15 protein-coding genes are annotated in these 17,719 nt (G+C 41.8%); all 15 read left to right on the top strand.

Annotated elements, in window-relative coordinates:
- Window positions 1-52 precede the first annotated feature (52 nt).
- The 15 genes from KHM83_RS09575 (at window position 53) to KHM83_RS09505 (ending at window position 17,684) form a co-directional block, all read left to right on the top strand.
- Complete coding sequence (locus KHM83_RS09575) at window positions 53-598, top strand: phage tail protein (RefSeq protein WP_213236788.1); 546 nt, start codon at window positions 53-55, stop codon at window positions 596-598.
- Window positions 591-1,670, top strand: a complete 1,080-nt coding sequence (locus KHM83_RS09570; protein ID WP_213236787.1) for a phage tail protein — start codon at window positions 591-593, stop codon at window positions 1,668-1,670. The genes KHM83_RS09575 and KHM83_RS09570 overlap by 8 nt, the downstream gene beginning before the upstream one ends.
- A 267-nt stretch (window positions 1,671-1,937) precedes the next feature.
- Window positions 1,938-2,369 (top strand): XRE family transcriptional regulator, encoded by a 432-nt coding sequence (locus KHM83_RS09565; protein WP_213236786.1) that lies wholly within the window; start codon window positions 1,938-1,940, stop codon window positions 2,367-2,369.
- 9 nt (window positions 2,370-2,378) lie between these two features.
- A complete protein-coding gene (locus KHM83_RS09560) occupies window positions 2,379-4,040 on the top strand; it encodes a protein kinase domain-containing protein (RefSeq protein WP_213236785.1) in 1,662 nt (553 codons plus the stop codon).
- A gap of 110 nt (window positions 4,041-4,150) precedes the next feature.
- Window positions 4,151-4,432 carry a hypothetical protein gene (locus KHM83_RS09555; protein WP_213236784.1) on the top strand — a complete coding sequence of 94 codons (282 nt, stop codon included), beginning with the start codon at window positions 4,151-4,153 and terminating at the stop codon, window positions 4,430-4,432.
- 13 nt (window positions 4,433-4,445) lie between these two features.
- On the top strand, window positions 4,446-6,509 hold the full coding sequence (locus KHM83_RS09550; RefSeq protein ID WP_213236783.1) for an S-layer homology domain-containing protein: 2,064 nt from the start codon (window positions 4,446-4,448) through the stop codon (window positions 6,507-6,509).
- A gap of 454 nt (window positions 6,510-6,963) precedes the next feature.
- On the top strand, window positions 6,964-8,133 hold the full coding sequence (locus KHM83_RS09545; protein ID WP_213236782.1) for an iron-containing alcohol dehydrogenase: 1,170 nt from the start codon (window positions 6,964-6,966) through the stop codon (window positions 8,131-8,133).
- Between the two features lie 131 nt (window positions 8,134-8,264).
- The gene (locus KHM83_RS09540) at window positions 8,265-9,512 is read left to right on the top strand and encodes an Ada metal-binding domain-containing protein (RefSeq protein WP_213236781.1); all 1,248 of its coding nucleotides are present in this window, start codon (window positions 8,265-8,267) and stop codon (window positions 9,510-9,512) included.
- A 170-nt stretch (window positions 9,513-9,682) separates the two neighbouring features.
- Window positions 9,683-10,816 carry a GGDEF domain-containing protein gene (locus KHM83_RS09535; protein ID WP_213236780.1) on the top strand — a complete coding sequence of 378 codons (1,134 nt, stop codon included), beginning with the start codon at window positions 9,683-9,685 and terminating at the stop codon, window positions 10,814-10,816.
- Window positions 10,817-10,930: 114 nt separating this feature from the next.
- Window positions 10,931-11,479, top strand: a complete 549-nt coding sequence (locus KHM83_RS09530; protein WP_213236779.1) for a flavodoxin family protein — start codon at window positions 10,931-10,933, stop codon at window positions 11,477-11,479.
- Window positions 11,480-11,771: 292 nt separating this feature from the next.
- Window positions 11,772-12,407, top strand: a complete 636-nt coding sequence (locus tag KHM83_RS09525; RefSeq protein ID WP_213236778.1) for a GyrI-like domain-containing protein — start codon at window positions 11,772-11,774, stop codon at window positions 12,405-12,407.
- Window positions 12,408-12,677: 270 nt separating this feature from the next.
- Window positions 12,678-13,811: a M20/M25/M40 family metallo-hydrolase gene (locus KHM83_RS09520; protein WP_213236777.1), complete on the top strand. Its 1,134-nt coding sequence runs from the start codon at window positions 12,678-12,680 to the stop codon at window positions 13,809-13,811.
- Between the two features lie 59 nt (window positions 13,812-13,870).
- On the top strand, window positions 13,871-15,160 hold the full coding sequence (locus KHM83_RS09515) for a CapA family protein (protein ID WP_213236776.1): 1,290 nt from the start codon (window positions 13,871-13,873) through the stop codon (window positions 15,158-15,160).
- A 58-nt stretch (window positions 15,161-15,218) separates the two neighbouring features.
- Window positions 15,219-16,283 (top strand): asparaginase, encoded by a 1,065-nt coding sequence (locus KHM83_RS09510; protein WP_281415044.1) that lies wholly within the window; start codon window positions 15,219-15,221, stop codon window positions 16,281-16,283.
- A 153-nt stretch (window positions 16,284-16,436) separates the two neighbouring features.
- Complete coding sequence (locus KHM83_RS09505; RefSeq protein ID WP_213236774.1) at window positions 16,437-17,684, top strand: DEAD/DEAH box helicase; 1,248 nt, start codon at window positions 16,437-16,439, stop codon at window positions 17,682-17,684.
- Window positions 17,685-17,719: the final 35 nt, after the last annotated feature.

The raw sequence follows: 17,719 nt of genomic DNA, 5'->3' as shown, positions 1-17,719 counted from the left end.
CGGATAACATATTTGAATAACAAAGCTATTTTTAACAAGGAGGATATAAAAAATGGGCCAATACATTGGTGAAATAAAAATATTTAGTTATGGCAAAGTGCCTGATGGCTGGTTAAGCTGCGATGGACAAACACTTCTAATTAGTGATTATATGACACTATTTAGATTCATTGGTATAACATATGGCGGTGATGGCATGAACACCTTTCGATTGCCGGATTTGAGGGGACGGGCGGTTAATGGCGCCAGTTTAGATCGCTGGATGGGCACTTCTTGGGGGCAGGAAACGGTTAAGCTCTCCATAGCGAACATGCCGAAACACACGCATAGACTTATGGCGTGCAATGAGGATGCCAATAATGGGATACCTGAAAAAAATTATTTTGGGATTGCTAGAAATAATAAAGCATCTATATTGATGTATGGGAGTAATGTAGAAAGACGAAGTATAAACGCCGATACGATTGGCAACATCGGCAGCAATCAAGCCCATAACAATATCCAGCCGTGTTTAGCTTTGAATTTCTGTATTGCCTATGAAGGAACATACCCGGAATGGGAGCCGGATAACAATGATGAAGGAGGCACCAATGTCTAAAAGTAATCAAAATAGTCGTGTAGGCGAAATTAAAATTTTTGCTGGAACGTATGCACCTAAGAATTGGGAATTTTGTGATGGACAGATGTTATCAAAAAAGAAACACGAAGCCTTGTACGATCTAATTGGTACCACTTATGGCAGTATTAGCGATACAACCTTTGCGCTTCCGGATCTGAGAGGCAGAGTGCCTGTTCACAAGGGGACGGGGACAGGACTATCCACGTATCAGTTAGGTGAAAAAAAGGGAGAGACCAGTGTACGATTAAGCCCACAGCACCTGCCAAAGCATACGCATAAATTTTATGTGAGTTCACGAAAGGCAACCGAAGAAATGCCCTTTAATCATCTGATTGCAGACTCAGATATTAATCTCTATTTGGATGCGAAGTCATCGGAGAAGCGTGTGGAAATGTCACCACTGACAATATCAAGAATGGGGGACGGCAGACCGCACACGAATCTACAGCCATTTACGAGTATTGGTTATATTATTTGTGTAAATGAAGAAACCTCAACGGAAAGCGATGCAGGCAGCGATGCAGTGTTGATGGATCAATTTATAGGCGAAGTTCGTGTTTTTTCGTACTATCACGTTCCGAAAGGGTGGCTGAGATGTAACGGAAAATCATTTGGGATTAACAAATATTCGTCGTTATATGGCGTTATTGATGTTCAGTTTGGCGGAAAAGAGCATGTAGAATTTAACGTTCCTAATATTACAGAGCGTATCGTGATACACCGAAATGATGACTTTAAGATTGGTTTAACAGGCGGAACTGAAAAAGTAAGGATCAACACCTCAGAAATGCCAAAACATACACACAGCTTGAGGGTAATTCCTGAAGATGCAAACGAAAATCTTTGCGATTCAAATTACATGTTAGCAAAAGCGGATTATAATGGATCGAGAGTGTTTAAATCATATTATGATGAGTATGATAATTATGCTGAAATGGGGGAAGCTGCAATCGATGCTGCAGGTGAATCGAGCGCACATGATAATGTCATGCCGAGTTTTTCCCTTGAGTACTGTATTGCGTATGAAGGGACATATCCACCTCGGGATTAAGTGCTGACAGACTAAGAATAAAAGTATGATGGGGGGAGAGTGCTTGAAATTCAGGCACACTCCCCTCATTTAGCGTAGTTGCTTCAAGTTGAATAGTAATGGAACACATTAAATAATGCTTGATCAGTAGAATGTGGCGGCAAAATCATAAAATGCACGTTTAATGCTATCCGTTGCCAGTGGCTAAAGGTATTGCTGTCATACTGAAATAACTATATAATGATAAGTGAATATTCTGACTAAACGCGATTCGAGGAAGGGTGCGTGATGAAAAAAGCCAAAAGTACAGGTGAACTGACCAATGCAATCATTCAAACAACTGACATCAAGGGTTATATTTCAGATAATGATAAAGAGTTTATTCATAAGCCGTTTCATACGATACTGATGGACATTATTGTTGAAAAGGATCTTGACAATAAGGATGTTATTGAAAAAAGCAGTCTTAATAGAGTCTATTTTTATCATTTATTAAGCGGCAAGCGAAAGCCTTCAAGAAATAAGGTTATTCAGTTGGCATTTGGACTCGGCCTTGATCTTGATGAAACACAGCAATTGCTGAAAATTTCTAGAATGAAGGAGCTTTATAGTAAACTGAAGCGCGATGCGATTATTATTTATGCAATCAGCAATAAGATGAGTCTTGTTGAAGCTGAAATCTTGCTGGAAGAAGAAGACGCAGAAATAATATGTACATAGGGGATAAACATGAAGGGATTTAAAGCGTTTTATAGAAGTCAGTTAGACGAGGATATTGAAAACGCAAGGATACCGTCCGAAATGAAAAGTAAATATGATTTAAGCGAGTGTATCGCCCATACGGATAACAGCACAACCTATCTGATTGTTCATAAAGTTTTAAAGACGAAGTATGTTCTAAAAATATATCATTCGATCTATCAGGCAAAGGAATATGAATTTTTATCAAAATTAGATCATCCCGGTATTCCAAAGATCATTGATATTGAAACAGATCATGACCGTACAATTATTATTGAAGAATTTATTAACGGAAAGACATTGAATACATATATTAGTGAAGATGAGCACTTCACTGAAAAGAAACTGCTTGATCTTTTTCTGAAGACATGCCGTGTTTTAAGCTATATTCATGCTCAAATACCTGCTATTATTCATAAAGATATCAAGCCTGAAAACATCATGGTCAATGACAATGGTGATGTCAAACTCATTGACTTTGGCAGTGCCAGACAATTTAACGAAAATAAGTCATCAGATACGATGCTTTTAGGGACTCACGGCTATGCGGCGCCGGAGCAGTATGGTTTTAAACAGACCGATCAAAGAACCGATATCTATTCGCTTGGTATTACGATGAATGAAGTGATCAATCAATCGCAGATGACGGTTGGTAAGCCTTTAAAGAAAATCATCTTGAAGTGTATCGAAGTCGATCCGGATCAACGCTTTCAAAGTGTTGATGAAATCATTGATATGCTTTGTTTGCTGAAGAAGATAAAAAATCAGCGAAAAAAGTATATTGCCGGTTTTGCGGGAATATTGGTATTGCTGGTGGCAGGGATTCTACTCTATAATCCCTTTGGGACAGCAGACATCTATCATTTTAATTCCGAAATTGTTGCGGAAGCGGTCAGCGATCAGTTGGACAAAGAGGTTGATGAAATCACTTATGAAGACTTAAATCGCATTACGGCGATAAACATATGGGGTGAACAAATCATCAAGGACGATGATGAATTAACATGGGAAAGTAATCCTGGCAATTATGTGACCCGTTATAGCGTAAATGGACAAGTTTATGCTGAAAGGGGATCCATCGAGACACTTGAAGATTTTAGTCATATGCAAAATCTACACACGTTACAGCTCGTCAAACAAAATATTTCTGATTTATCCTCAATCGAAAATCTTCGGCTTGTTCATTTATTCCTTAACGATAACAATATATCGGATATTTCGGCATTACAGAATATGAAATCACTTTATACCCTCGAAATTGGCGGGAATCCCGTGTCGGATTTTAGTACCGTCGCGGCGCTTGATACAATTGGTGAACTGGATATTTCAGATACACTGTGTCGGGATCTGTCGTTTTTATCTGATAATATCCATTTAAAAATGCTGATTGCAAAACATATCAATATCGAAGAACTCGAATTCCTACTGCCGCTCTATAACCTTGAAACACTTAATCTCCAATACAATAATATTACCAATTGCGAGGCTATAAAGGCGCTTGAAAAACTGAAAGAACTAAATATCGGCAATAACCCAGTGAAAGACATTTCTTTTATCAATCAAATGGATTCTATCACTGCGATTGTCATAAAAGATACTAAGATTGACCCCAATACCATTGATGATCGCATTGAAATTCGTCAAGACTAACAAGCGGCAGGCGGTATGATTTTTTTATCAGATTGTTAAATTGTTAGCAGTGAGCTAACCGACTTGAGTTGCAACCTCCTTATAATTGGATTTATAAGGAGGTTTTTTATATGAATGAACGAGTAAATAGCAAACGAAAAGAAAAAAGCAACGATATTTGTGAATACTTAGGTGTGTTCTTGTTCGTTGATGAGCGAGATGAGCTTATTAAATTGGCGATTGAAAAGCAATTTTCACTAGAGGAAACGCAAAGGCTGCTTAATTTGTCTGATAAGGGAAAATTATATCCTCGCTTTATAAGGGATGCCGTCATTATTCACGCAATATCGAAAATGCAGACAGTCGCAGAAGTAAATGTAGAACTCAAAAAATTAGGTGAAAGAAAAATATGAAGGAGGGAATTTTATGAAAAAGATCGCATTATTTATTTCACTATGCATTGTATTGACAATATCCGCGGCATTTGCAGCGGAAGATGTATCACTAACGGTATACTTAGATGGGCAGGAACTCGTCACGAAAGATATGATGGTTAGATATATGAATGCAGATGGCAGTTATGGAGAACCCGGTGAGCTGAACAAAGCGGGGAATGCCACTGTTTTGATAAAAACGGAAAATGATCGCATCGTTTACTGCCTTTCACAGGAGATGACGCTTACGATAGGGGATAATGAGCTGCGGTTTAATACGTCAGAGCTTTCAGAAACTGAAATCGTCATTGGACCGAAAATGCATGTTATGGATGACATGGCGATGATTATGTTTGAAAATGGCTTAGATGCAGGTGTGACGGTAAGCAGCGGTCAAACGACCAAGATTTATTATACGCCGGACTTAATCATTGATCATGTCGGTGTAGTAAATGTGATGGGGAACACGGGAATTAATATGTCATTAAAGGGTGACTATCACTTTGATGCGGCATACTATTTAAAAGCAAAAACGCCAAATGTTTTAATGCCAGAGAGACCATCCTTTGAAGCGCTCTTTGATATTTGTTTTGGCGATGATGTGCCCATCAACGAATTCTTTGTCATGGGTCCTGGCGGCGGTTGTGATTATCAGTATATTGATGAAAACGGCAATATTGCTTTGGAAGCACGCTTTGGACGAAGCAATAATCCCCTACATTTTGAAGATTTAAATTCGGGCATCTATGATATGATCTTCAGCTTCCATGATGGCGACATGGTGTTGACGGCAAAGAATATCGCATTTGTCAATGATCCAAATGAGACTGTCGAGCCAGCAGAAACCGATGAGCCAGCAGCGGTTGATGAGCCTATAATAACTGATGAACCAGCAAAGGCAGCGCCATATGTCGTAAAAGTAAGTCGTTTACCGTTCGTTACAGACAATATCGATTTTCATGCTCTTATGGAGAGACCGGAGCAGGCAATTATTTTTGAGTATGATGGCAATATTGATGGCAATGTCATGATTTATGATAATATTAAGTTGTTTGCAGAATTCGGTAAAGTATTTTCGATTAAAACAGACTATGTAAAATTCGACTTTGACAGCGCAGCCATTGCAGAGATGGAAAAGACAACTCGTGATCTGTCTATTCACATCAAAAATGACCTTGCGACCTATTCAAAACAAGAGATAGAAGACTTTATGAATGAAACATATCCGGATGCGATCACGGAAGAGATGGCACTTGTTTCATCCTATGATGTTAGAGTTTATCTATCAGAGCATGATTTGATCGCGGGCCCATTCAATAATCGGCCAACGCTTACTTTCTATCCCAACGATGCAGATTTAAAAGATATTGATCTTCGCAAAGTGCAAGTCTACTCCGATGCAAATGGGAAAAATACCTTGAGAAGCATTGGCGGGATGTATAAAGATGGCGGTATTACAGTAGCACTCCACGAACCGATACCGTATTACTACTTTAACCTATATGAAAACAACATCACTTTTAAAGATGTAGAAGGCAGCTGGGCAAAGGATTATATTGAAGTGATGGCGTCGAAAAATATTATCAACGGCTTCGAAAAGATGTATAAACCTACTGATACGCTGACAAAAGCACAGTTTATTGTACTTTTGACAAAAGTGATTGATACACAGCCAATGGCATATAAAGGAACCTATAAAGATTGTAGTGCGCAGGATTGGTTTACGCCTTATGTAGAGGCGGCTTACAGCCTTGGGCTTATCGATGCAGCAAGTGACGGCTTATTTAATCCCAATACGGCAATATCAAGACAGGATATGATCGTAGCGGCAATAAAGGCTTATGATTCTCGCGTCGGTTCGTTACGGGCATTAAATGCAGTTAAACCTTTTACGGACGAAGCAAGCATTGACAACGAGGCACTCAATTATGTCAAAACAGCTGTACAACTTGGTTTAATATCTGGAATGCCGGATGGCAGTTTTGCACCGGATGCACCGTTGACGAGAGAACAAGCTGCCGTGATTATTTATCATTTAATGGACGTGATCAAGTAGTACTGGATTGTAAATGTGTTCTATTTACTTTATTAATTTGATTATTGTGCTTGTAAATAAGCCTACAAAAGGCAATTTGGCATAATGGCAATCTAAACATCTGGGACAATTAATTTCGAATTGTCCCAGTCTTTTTTTAAAAAATTGTAATTAGATTTTATAAACGATCAGCAGCAGCTCATCCAGTTTCTGAATACGGTTTGAGGCTTTGGCTAGTGTACTTAAAAGGACATAAATACTAAAATTAAAAATGTGGATTGTGGACGCGGCAGCTCAAAAAAATCGGTATCATTTTATTAAGCTTTGTTGATGCGCAGTTGATTGGTCGTGTTAGAAGCATAACGAATACTGTGCAATTGGCAGTATAAGGCTTCAACTTCCGTAAAAGATTTGATGTAAGGCAGTTCATCATGCAAAGAGAAAATGACACAGAGAAAGATGAGGAAATGAGATTATGGCACGTTTTACAATCCCAAGAGACGTTTATTATGGCAAAAACGCCATGGAAGAATTAAAAGTATTAAAAGGTTATCAAAAGGCGATGATCGTCACGGGCAGCAATTTTATGATTGAAAATGCAAGCCTTGAAAAATTGACGGGGATTCTCAAGGCACAGGGAATTGCCGTGAAAGTATTTGACAAAGTAGAGAGCAATCCGCTGATTTCAACCGTTTACAGAGGGGCAGAAGCCATGCGAGCTTATGAGCCGGATGTGATTGTCGCATTGGGCGGCGGTTCACCTGTTGATGCGGCAAAAGCGATGTGGGTATTCTATGAAAATCCTGAACTCACGTTTGAAGATATTAAAACGCCGTACAGCCTTCCGAAACTAAGAGAAAAGGCGATCTTCGTTGCCATTGGAACGACATCGGGAACGGCAACGGAAGTGACATCCTTTTCTGTGATTACGGATGATGCAACAAAGATCAAGTATCCGATCGCAGATTTTGAGATTACGCCGGACATCGCCATTGTCGATACAGAATTGGCACTTTCAATGCCGCCGGTACTCATTGCCGATTCCGGGATGGATGCCATCACACATGCGGTTGAAGCCTATGTTGCAACGGCACATACGGATTTAACAGATACTTTGGCGGTTAAGGGCTTGCAGATGGTATTTGAAAATTTAATCGCTTCTTATAAAGGCAATGAACTGGCGAGAAGGAATGTTCATATCGGTCAAGATTTGGCGGGGATGTCTTTCTCAAATGCGTTGCTGGGTATTGTCCATTCACTGGCGCATAAAGTCGGCGTTATTTACAATATAACCCATGGACGCTGCAACGCAATTATGTTACCATACGTTATTGAGTACAATACCATTGCCGCAGAAGAACGATTTGCCGATCTCGCGCAGGCGCTTGGTTTAGAGGGTGCGACCCGCAAGCAGCAAGTGAACGCGCTGGTAGCGGCTATCCGCGAGCTCAACAAGACATTGGGCATTCCGGCATCCTATCAGGAAGCGGGTGTGGATGAGAAGCTGTTTCTTGAAACCGTAGACCTGTTATCGAAGGAAGCAGCACTCGATCCATGTACCCTCTTCAATCCGAGAGAGACTGATGCGGCAAACATGAAAAAAGTACTGACAGCTTGTTACTATGGGACAACGATTAACTGCTAACTGCTAACTGCTAACTGCTAACGGCTAACCGTTAGATTGCAATAAAAGACAACACCTCTTTGGATGCGTTCAAAGAGGCGTTTTGTCGTTTATCATATAAAAGAATGATTCGTGTTGTGAGGAGGTTTGTGATGTCAGCGCCGTTGTATTATTTTTCAAAAGATTTTGAAATGTTTAGGGATGTTTTTATTGAACAGTCCTATCATATTTTACATTATAAAGCGGGTGATATTATCTTTGAATCCCATACGACATGGGACTGCATGATGTATCTCAATACGGGCACCGTGAAGCTCTCGATTGTTCAAAAGGACAGAGAAAAGCAGCTGGCTTTATACGGAGAAGGCAGCATTATACCCTATATGATTCCGGAGGCGGTTCATGTTACACACTTGTTGCAGTATACGGCGACCAGTGATGTGACTGTGATAAAAATTAAGAAAACGGATTTTGAAAAGAGCTTAGACCAATCGCCAATGCTCTTCAAAGCACTCTATAAAAATACGTGGCAGCTCGTGCATCTGCTGACGCACGAAGTGGAAAGTCAAACCTTTGACAGCGGTCTTGAGAAAGTGGCGACATTTCTCTATACTTATTTTGAAAATACGGGTCACGTTCGATTTGAATTTTCCACAAAGGATTTGCAGTCCTTTGTCGGACTGAACCGGACGAACTTGAGTAAATATTTGTCGTTCCTGATTCGCGTCCACGTGATTGAAAAAGAACGGGGATTTATCAAAATTATTGCACCGGAAAAACTGAAAAGTTACTGTTCAGAGCGCGTGATCGAGTGTGATCTGGTTCCATCAGATCAAATTGCACACGCATCGGTGGCAGACGATCATAAATGGGAAGCAGTGGTGAATCGCGATGCGGCATATGACGGCGTCTTTTGGTATGGCGTGAAGAGTACCCGCGTTTATTGTGTCCCTTCCTGCAAATCCAAAATACCACTTCGGAAAAATATAGTCTTCTTTGAAACGCCGCAGGCAGCGGAAGCGAGTGGTTACCGTGCATGCAAGCGCTGTGGTGCGGCGCATATCGCCTATAATCCCAATAGAGCATTGACTCGGGAAGTTAAACGGTTTATAGAGGATCATTATACAGATCACTCTGCCATTGATGCCTATCTAAAGAGAATAGACAGTTCAGTTGCCAAATACTTTAAAATGCATTACGATGTATCACCGCGAGCCTATGTATGCGAAAAGCAGCTAGAGGCGGCGGCACAGGCTTTGCAAGAAACCGATATGACAGTTTTGGAAATTGCAATGGCATGTGGTTTTAACAGCATGTCCAATTTCTATGCCGTGTTTAAAAACCATTACGGCATGACGCCGACACAGTATCGTGAAAGCGAAAGACGCGGATCCGCATAGGCTGTGCATAATATTTTTAAAATAAAAGTGATTTAACCGCGCTTCAAATCGCCTGTATGCCTCTACATGTCAGTAAACTTGTGTTAAAATAGAAACGTAGGATGATGGATGCATTTAATGTATAATCGTGTTTGACAATGCAAGACAAACACCTGAATGAGCGTGTAAAGATGGAAAAAATATTGGACTTTATGGTTTTGGCAACGACGATGTCTGTGTTCTTAATGCATATGGATTTTAGATATAATATGAAAAAAGTGATCACATTGTTTATCAGTTTTGGTGTAATCAGTTTTGTTGTGTACAGCCTACTGCTTGTAGAAGGATTCGAAAGAACGGTTGCGTCAAGTGTGTGCTTTTCGATCCCGTCATTATTCTTTTGCTTATGGATGGCTAAATATCGGGATGCGCGATTCGTCTTTACATTTGCCATTGTGGATTTAATTGGGATGACGGCAGTGATCTTAGGACGATGTATTAGTATTCCGTTTGACTATGACCCAACGGTTGTCTTTGTTGCTACCGTTACGCTTTTGGCATTGTATTTTGCGGGAGCTGTTAAATTTCGCCATCATTATTTAGAAGTGCTTCGAACCGTTTCGCGTGGGTGGGGCAATATGGCCTTGGCAGCGATATTGATTTACATCTTTACCCTTGTGTTGGTTGGCTATCCATCACCACTCTATACGCGAAGGGAGTATGTGCCGGTCATTCTCATTTATATTGCGGTATTTGCCGTCTTTCTAAAAGTACTCTACGAAGCAGCGAGAAGCAATATCAATGTCTATATTGAAAAGATGGAAAACGAAAACTTAAAAATGAAACTTGAGTTAAACCAAGTGTATTACGACATGGCTTATGTCGACCGTCTGACAGGTGTGAAAAATAGAAATGCCTTTGAAGCTTATTTAGAGGATCTTAGAAATGATTTGAACAAAGGGATTATCTGTGTGTCGCTTGATATTGATAATCTTAAACATGTGAACGATGAAATCGGTCATCATGCAGGAGATGCGTTGATTCAAAAGTTTGGCTATCTGCTGACCGCTGTATTTGATTCCGATGAATCGATTTTCAGAATTGGCGGTGATGAGTTTGTCGTGATTGCTGAAAATGGTAGTGACACATGGCTTTTTGACAAGTTTAGAAAAATGGATTGCCTTTCTGAAACCATTCGAAATGAAGTTGAATTTCCCTTTGAGTACGCGAGGGGCATGAGCAAGGGGAATGCTTCTGAAATCCGAACGCTCCTAAAACAGGCAGATGCCGCGATGTATCATGATAAGGAAAGACATAAGGCCTAATTGGCAGGATGCCCACCGGATAGCATTGTTCAAAATGAGAGATGAAGGTGCGTTTAGCCGAATGGGCTTTATACATATAAGAAGGTGTTATTAAAATTTGAAGGAGGTTCCTATATGAACGCGGTTGTCATTTACAAATCGAGTACGGGATTTACTGAGCAGTACGCGGGTATGATTGCCGCCGCGCTCAAATGTCCCGCTGTTAAATTTGGAAACGCAGGCGATCTGAGTCAATACGATCTCGTTATTTTTGGAGGCTGGGTTCGCGCTGCGAAAATTGTTGGTTTAAAGACGGCTTTAAAAAAGGTTCATAGGCAATCGGGACAAAAAATGGTCGTCTTTGCCGTCGGCGCAAATGAACAAACAGCTGAGAATACCCATCATCTGAAAACTGAAAATCTGAAAGAGGGCAATGAACAGATTCCGTTCTTCTATCTGCAAGGCGGTTTTGCACCTGAAAAGCTTAACTTTTTCCTGAACATGATGCTGAAAAATGTTGCAAAATCAATTGAGAAAAAGGATGCGGCAAATCCTGGTTCCTTGTCAAAAGAAGATCAAGAATTTTTAACCTTTTTTAGGTCCAGTCATAATGATGTGTCAGAAGAAAATTTAACAGAAATGCTAAAGTTTATCAGAGAGAGTACTGGAGAGAAGACGTTTTAAATCGAACATTGCCGCAGTGCGTAAGCGTGGCGAATGGAGACATCATCGATTAGGCACAGTGCGGTTCTTTGGTATATTCTTTAGAAATGCAGTATTGAAAGAGCAGATCGCCAGTTCGCTGTTCTTTTTTTGATGCTCTATTTTATAATGCTGTAAAATGGGTATTGACTCTCCAACTGTGTGAGCGTTTATACTGACAATAAGAGAGGTCGATAGACCGCTGATGAAATAACTAAGTGTTGGTTAATTCTCTAACAGCTGTGACAAACCTTTAGAAAAGGAGGCTGCCAAAATGGCATATGATTTCAAGAAAGCATATAAAATGTTGTATTTACCGCCTAAAACACCGACGATTGTGACCGTTCCTAAAATGCAGTTTATCGCGGTGCGCGGTAAGGGGAATCCAAATGACGAACAGGGTGAGTACCAAAAAGCAATCGCCATGCTGTATCCGGTTGCTTATACATTGCGAATGAGTCATAAAGGCGCGCATAAAATTGATGATTTTTTTGAATATGTAGTGCCGCCGCTTGAAGGGTTTTGGTGGCAGGAAGGTATTGAGGGTGTTGATTATGATCAAAAAGATGCGTTTCACTGGATCAGTATCATTCGCCTTCCCGATTTTATAAGCGAATCGGATGTGAACTGGGCAATTGAGCAAGCCTCATCAAAGAAAAAACAAGATTTTTCAAAAGTAACCTACTACACCTATGACGAAGGCATTTGTGTACAGTGTATGCACATAGGGCCATTTGATAATGAGCCGGTCACCACGGCAAAGATGGCCGCGTATGCCGAATCCCAAGGCTATCAAATTGATATTGGACCGGAGCGGTTTCACCACGAAATTTACTTGAGCGATTTTCGCAAAACGGCGCCTGAAAAGTTAAAGACCGTGGTACGCCATCCGATTAAACTGCGTGAGTAGGTTGATGACATTTGAGAATAGGATTGAGGATCTCTCACATTGTCAGTAGACTTTTAAGACACTTTAAAGGCATTATTTTGACGGATTGATTTTGATACAATAGAAGCATCAGCTGTTAAATGTAAAGATAGATGATGTTGTGACAGATACAAATGACGCTGGATGAGCTTTAATGCTTGTGCGGCGTTTTTGCAATCTATTCAATAGATAGTGAAACGGGTAGCGGCAGAATCATGTGAGCGCATAAAATTAAGCGAGAGGCAAATAGGGATGGCAAATACGTTATTGATTGAAGAATTCATTGAATTCGTAACATTAAATGTGCAGTCAAGAAATGAAAAGGCGATTGCTGCAAGCATCAAAGAAAAACTAATGGTGCTTGGATTAGAAGTTACGGAAGATGACACGGCAGCCAAAGTCAATGGTAATGCCGGGAATATTATTGCAAGGCTAAAAGGAGACCCGGGCATACCGGCGGTTCTGTTTTCAGCACATATGGACAGAGTGGCAAATAATGGCTGCATTCAGCCCGTTGTCGATGCTGAAAACGGTATCATTGTCAGCAGAGGCGACACCATTTTAGCGGCAGATGATGTTGCGGGGATATGCGCGATATTGGAAGGTCTAAGAAAGGTGACGGCATCCTCTATGCCGCATGGCGATGTTGAGATTGTCATAACGGTGTGTGAAGAAGTCGGCGTTGTGGGATCGCAGTATCTAGATTTTAACCGATTTAAAGCGAAGATGGCCTATGTTTTTGATGCGCCGGGGCGATTTGGCCGCATCATTAATCAGGGGCCGACGAAGTGCAAGATCAAAATTGGTGTCAAGGGACGCAGTGCGCATGCCGGCAATGAACCCGAAAAGGGGATCAATGCCATTAAAGTCGCCGCAATTGCACTGAGTCAAATACGGGAGGGGCGAATAAGCCCCTGTACGACTTCAAATTTTGGCATTTTTCAAGCGGGAACCAGTACCAATGTCGTTTGCGACTATGCCGAAATTATCGGCGAAGCCCGAAGTACAAAGGCAATCGAACTCGAACAGTATTTAATAGAAATGGGAAATTGCTTCCAAGCGATTGCCAAGCAGTATCAAACAGAAGTGACGGTTCAAACAGAGATTTTATATGATACATTTAGGATTGAAGAAGCGGCGCCAATTGCGCAGATTGCATCCAATGCAATGCGGCAGTTGGGGGTTGAACCCGTTTTTGCCACAAGCGGCGGCGGTATGGACGGCAATCGGTTTAATAAACAGGGCATACCATCCATTGGCATTGCGACGGGGTATTTTGGCAACCATACAAAAGATGAGTATGTGTATATTGAGGATATGCAGAAAGCGGGAGATTTTGTGGCTGAATTGGTGAAGGCAGTCAGTAAGTCTGCGTTGACAGGGTAAAGTAAAGTATCATTCGATAACGATAGCGTGTTTTATATGATTTATAAAGAGGTGGCAGCATGGCGATTTCAATTATTGCAACGGGCGATACGCTGATAACACAACGATTGCCTTATCGTGACGAAAGTTTGATACAGCTTAAAAAGATATTTGAAGACAAGGATATTCGGTTTACAAATTTTGAATTTTTAGTGCATGATTTTGAAGTGTCTCCCGCGGCCGTTAGCGGCGGCACGTGGGTTGCGGCAAGACCGCCCGTTATTCAGGATTTAAAGTGGCTTGGATTCAACTTGTTTGCATGTGCGACGAATCATGCTTTGGATTGGGGGCATGAAGGGCTTCAAAAGACAATGATGCATTTAGATCGATCGGAATGTATTTATGCGGGAATCGGCAACAATATGGCTGAAGCATGCCAGCCAAAGTATGTTGATACGCCGGAAGGCCGCGTCGCACTCATCAGTGTTTCCTCGACGGGCAGGGATTGGCATATTGCAGGTGAACAGCGACCGGATGTCATGGGGCGTCCGGGAATTAATATGCTGCGGTTTAAAGCCGTACACTATTTGCCAAAGCATGAAATTGATATGCTTAAAAGCATTGTCAACAAGACGGATGTCAATGCGCGTAGGATGCAGCTTGAACGAGAAGGGTTTGTCAAACCGGAAGAAGGATTTGCCATTGGCAATATTCGATTTGAAGTTGGCGATACCGGAACGGTAACAACTTACCATCAAAAAGATGCCGATCGCATTGTCAAAGCGATCCAAGAGGCAAAACGGCAAGCTGATGTGGTACTCGTCAGCCATCATGTCCATGAATTTAAGGGGCCTGAAAAAGACATATCAGCGGACTTTGCCCGCGACTTTGCAAGGTTGTGTATTGACAGTGGCGCGCATGCGTATCTTGGACACGGGCCGCATATTTTAAGAGGGTTTGAAGTCTATCAGCATCGGCCGATTTTTTATAGCCTTGGTGATTTTATCATCCAAAATGATTCGGTTGAACGACAGCCTGCTGAATTCTATGATCTTTATGACTTAGGCCCTGAACAGACGCCGTCTGATGCATTTGATGCACGCAGTGGGAATGGGACAAAGGGGCTGGCGGCAAATCAAAAAGTTTTTGAATCCGTTATGGCGGCATTTAATGTCGAAGATGATCGTATTACTTGCGTTGAACTGATTCCTATTACGCTGGGCTTTCATAAAAAGCGCTCGCGAAAGGGCAGGCCTGAATTGGCAAGTCGTGAAGACGGGGAGCGCATTTTAAAAAACTTACAGCAGCTTTCGGATGAATACCAAACGAAAATTGAAATAAAAGACGGACGCGGCTATCTGTATTTGTAAGCTGCTACTTATATGAGGTAAGTGCCTTACAGAAGAACCTAATGACGCATGCAGCCGAATGAAAGCATTGTTGCTTTCGATAATAGAGGAGGAAACAATGGCAATCATAAAAGACAATGCCGGTCCTAAACCGCATATCACTATATTGGCAACAGGCGGGACGATTGCAAGTCGCGGCGGCAACAGTCTGTCACTTACCGATTACGGCGTCAGCACGGGTAGACAACCGGTTGGCATTGACACATTAATGGAAGCTGTACCGGAAATGCATCAATTTGCTGAGATTTCCGGTGAGCAGCTTTTTAATGTCGGCAGTTCAAAATTGAGTATCGAAAATTTGCTGACCCTTGCTAAACGCATTGATGTGCTATTGTCAATGGAAACGATTGATGGTGTCGTCGTGACACATGGGACGGATACATTGGAGGAGACGGCGTATTTCTTAAATTTAGTTGTCAAGTCCGATAAACCCGTCGTGCTGGTCGCTTCGATGCGACCGGCGACAGGACTCAGTGCAGATGGGCCCATCAATTTAGTCAATGCCATAGCGCTTGCATCAAATCCGTCAGCACGCAACAAAGGGGTCATGGTTTGTATGAATGATCAGATCAGCAGTGCCTTTGGCGTTGCAAAGACAAACACGACCAATGTTGCCGCTTTTAAATGTCCCGACACGGGGTACTTAGGAATTATGCAGAATTTTGAACCTTTTTTCATGTCGGTACCAGTCAAAAGGCATACCCATCAAACAGAATTTGATGTCGCCAATCTGGCAACACTGCCGCGCGTGGACATCGTTTACACAGCACTCGGCACGGATGGTCTGTTTATTGATGCGGCGGTTGCTGCCGGTGCAAAAGGCATTATCAATAGCGGTTTAGGTCATGGCAATATGTCAGCGGCTGCCATGGCAAGTTTGGAAGCGGCGAGGGAAAATGGCGTGACTGTCGTCGTCGGTTCAAGAACGGGGGGAGGGCTGGTAACGCCCACGCAGCAATTTATGCAGCGCGATTTTATAACCGCAATGATGCACAGTGCGCCCAAATCCCGTATATTGCTGATGTTGGCGCTGACGATAACCGATGATCCCCGTGAAATACAGCGCATGTTCGATCAATATTAAACACAGAGGCGTTAAAGGAAGTATATTCGATAAATAAATGATAATCACTTGATAAACCATCGACACAATGAACGCTTTGCGCTATAATCATTGTTGACAAAACACACTTAAGACACGCACACGTCGTGTCTTTTTTTATGGATTGGAGACAAAATGTCTTTTCATAAATTAGGCATTAATCATTTTTATGCGCAAATCCTTGAAGAAAACTTCATTACGGAGCCGACACCTATTCAAACACTTGCGATTCCACTGATCAGTGCCGGTAAAGATCTTATCGCAGAAGCGCAGACGGGAACGGGTAAGACGCTGGCATTCTTATTGCCGGCACTTCAAAAAATAGACCTTTCTTCTACGGGTATCTCGGTATTGGTCATTGCGCCGACACGCGAACTCGCACTTCAAATCACAGAAGTCGCGAAAATGTTTTATGATTTATCGGTGCTTAATATCTATGGCGGGCAGGATTTTTCAGCACAAATGCATGCTTTGGAAGGGAAGGTTGATGTCATTATTGCGACGCCGGGAAGACTGCTGCACCATTTATCACGAGGGCGTTTAGATCTGTCTGAAGTGTCAACACTTGTGATCGACGAAGCGGATCACCTTTTTAAGGGCGGCTTTTTAGAAGATGTCGAAAGTATTTTGTCATATTTGCCGACGTCGCGTCAAACCCTTCTCTTTTCGGCAACCATTGACAAAACAGTGAAACGATTTTCAAAGAAATATATGAAATCAAGTGAGCATGTCGTTGCGCCAAAGGAAAAAGTGGTGCTCGACCATATTGCTCAATACGTTATTCTGTCGTCTAATCGCAAGAAAGTAGATGACTTGCTATTTCTCTTTAAACGGGACTGTCCCACGAAGGCAATTATTTTCTGCCGTTCCAGAATCGGCGTTGATACCTTGCATCAAACGCTTTTTGAAGCGGGACTATCTGTGGCGAAACTACATGGTGGCCTAAGTCAGACAGTGCGTGAAAATGTCATGAAAGGCTTTAGAGAAGGCGAATTTTTAACATTGGTTACAACAGATGTTGCATCGAGGGGATTGGATATCAGCATGGTATCCCATGTCATCAATTATAATTTGCCGGATTTTCCGGAAGATTATGTGCACAGGATTGGACGTACGGGCAGAGCGGGCGCGGCTGGCATTGCCTACACTATTTTGACGGGAAAAGATGAGATCAGGCTCGAAAAGATTGAAGCATTTATTGACATGAAGATTCCGAGATATGCTTTTGAAACGAAAGACGATTTGAAGACGACTTTAAAAACCAATCAAAGAAATGGACCACATTTTGATGATAAAGCGGCGCCAATGAAAAAAGTAAAAAAACAGCATCAGCCGACGGGAAAAGTAAAAACGCAATCGAAAGAGAAACGACGACACCCATAGAGGGCGAATGCATTGGGCGCGAATATTTTAACGAT

Origin of the sequence: Fusibacter paucivorans, from assembly GCF_018390735.1 — a bacterium.
Lineage (GTDB): Bacteria > Bacillota > Clostridia > Peptostreptococcales > Acidaminobacteraceae > Fusibacter > Fusibacter paucivorans.
The sequence above is the reverse complement of the archived record's forward strand: the minus strand, read 5'-3'. Positions and strand labels throughout refer to the sequence as shown.

Bases quoted from the DNA above. Each gene is read 5' to 3' on its own strand.
- KHM83_RS09575 (WP_213236788.1), top strand. From the start codon at position 53: ATGGGCCAATACATTGGTGAAATAAAAATATTTAGTTATGGCAAAGTG.
- KHM83_RS09570 (WP_213236787.1), top strand. From the start codon at position 591: ATGTCTAAAAGTAATCAAAATAGTCGTGTAGGCGAAATTAAAATTTTT.
- KHM83_RS09565 (WP_213236786.1), top strand. From the start codon at position 1,938: ATGAAAAAAGCCAAAAGTACAGGTGAACTGACCAATGCAATCATTCAA.
- KHM83_RS09560 (WP_213236785.1), top strand. From the start codon at position 2,379: ATGAAGGGATTTAAAGCGTTTTATAGAAGTCAGTTAGACGAGGATATT.
- KHM83_RS09555 (WP_213236784.1), top strand. From the start codon at position 4,151: ATGAATGAACGAGTAAATAGCAAACGAAAAGAAAAAAGCAACGATATT.
- KHM83_RS09550 (WP_213236783.1), top strand. From the start codon at position 4,446: ATGAAAAAGATCGCATTATTTATTTCACTATGCATTGTATTGACAATA.
- KHM83_RS09545 (WP_213236782.1), top strand. From the start codon at position 6,964: ATGGCACGTTTTACAATCCCAAGAGACGTTTATTATGGCAAAAACGCC.
- KHM83_RS09540 (WP_213236781.1), top strand. From the start codon at position 8,265: ATGTCAGCGCCGTTGTATTATTTTTCAAAAGATTTTGAAATGTTTAGG.
- KHM83_RS09535 (WP_213236780.1), top strand. From the start codon at position 9,683: ATGGAAAAAATATTGGACTTTATGGTTTTGGCAACGACGATGTCTGTG.
- KHM83_RS09530 (WP_213236779.1), top strand. From the start codon at position 10,931: ATGAACGCGGTTGTCATTTACAAATCGAGTACGGGATTTACTGAGCAG.
- KHM83_RS09525 (WP_213236778.1), top strand. From the start codon at position 11,772: ATGGCATATGATTTCAAGAAAGCATATAAAATGTTGTATTTACCGCCT.
- KHM83_RS09520 (WP_213236777.1), top strand. From the start codon at position 12,678: ATGGCAAATACGTTATTGATTGAAGAATTCATTGAATTCGTAACATTA.
- KHM83_RS09515 (WP_213236776.1), top strand. From the start codon at position 13,871: ATGGCGATTTCAATTATTGCAACGGGCGATACGCTGATAACACAACGA.
- KHM83_RS09510 (WP_281415044.1), top strand. From the start codon at position 15,219: ATGAAAGCATTGTTGCTTTCGATAATAGAGGAGGAAACAATGGCAATC.
- KHM83_RS09505 (WP_213236774.1), top strand. From the start codon at position 16,437: ATGTCTTTTCATAAATTAGGCATTAATCATTTTTATGCGCAAATCCTT.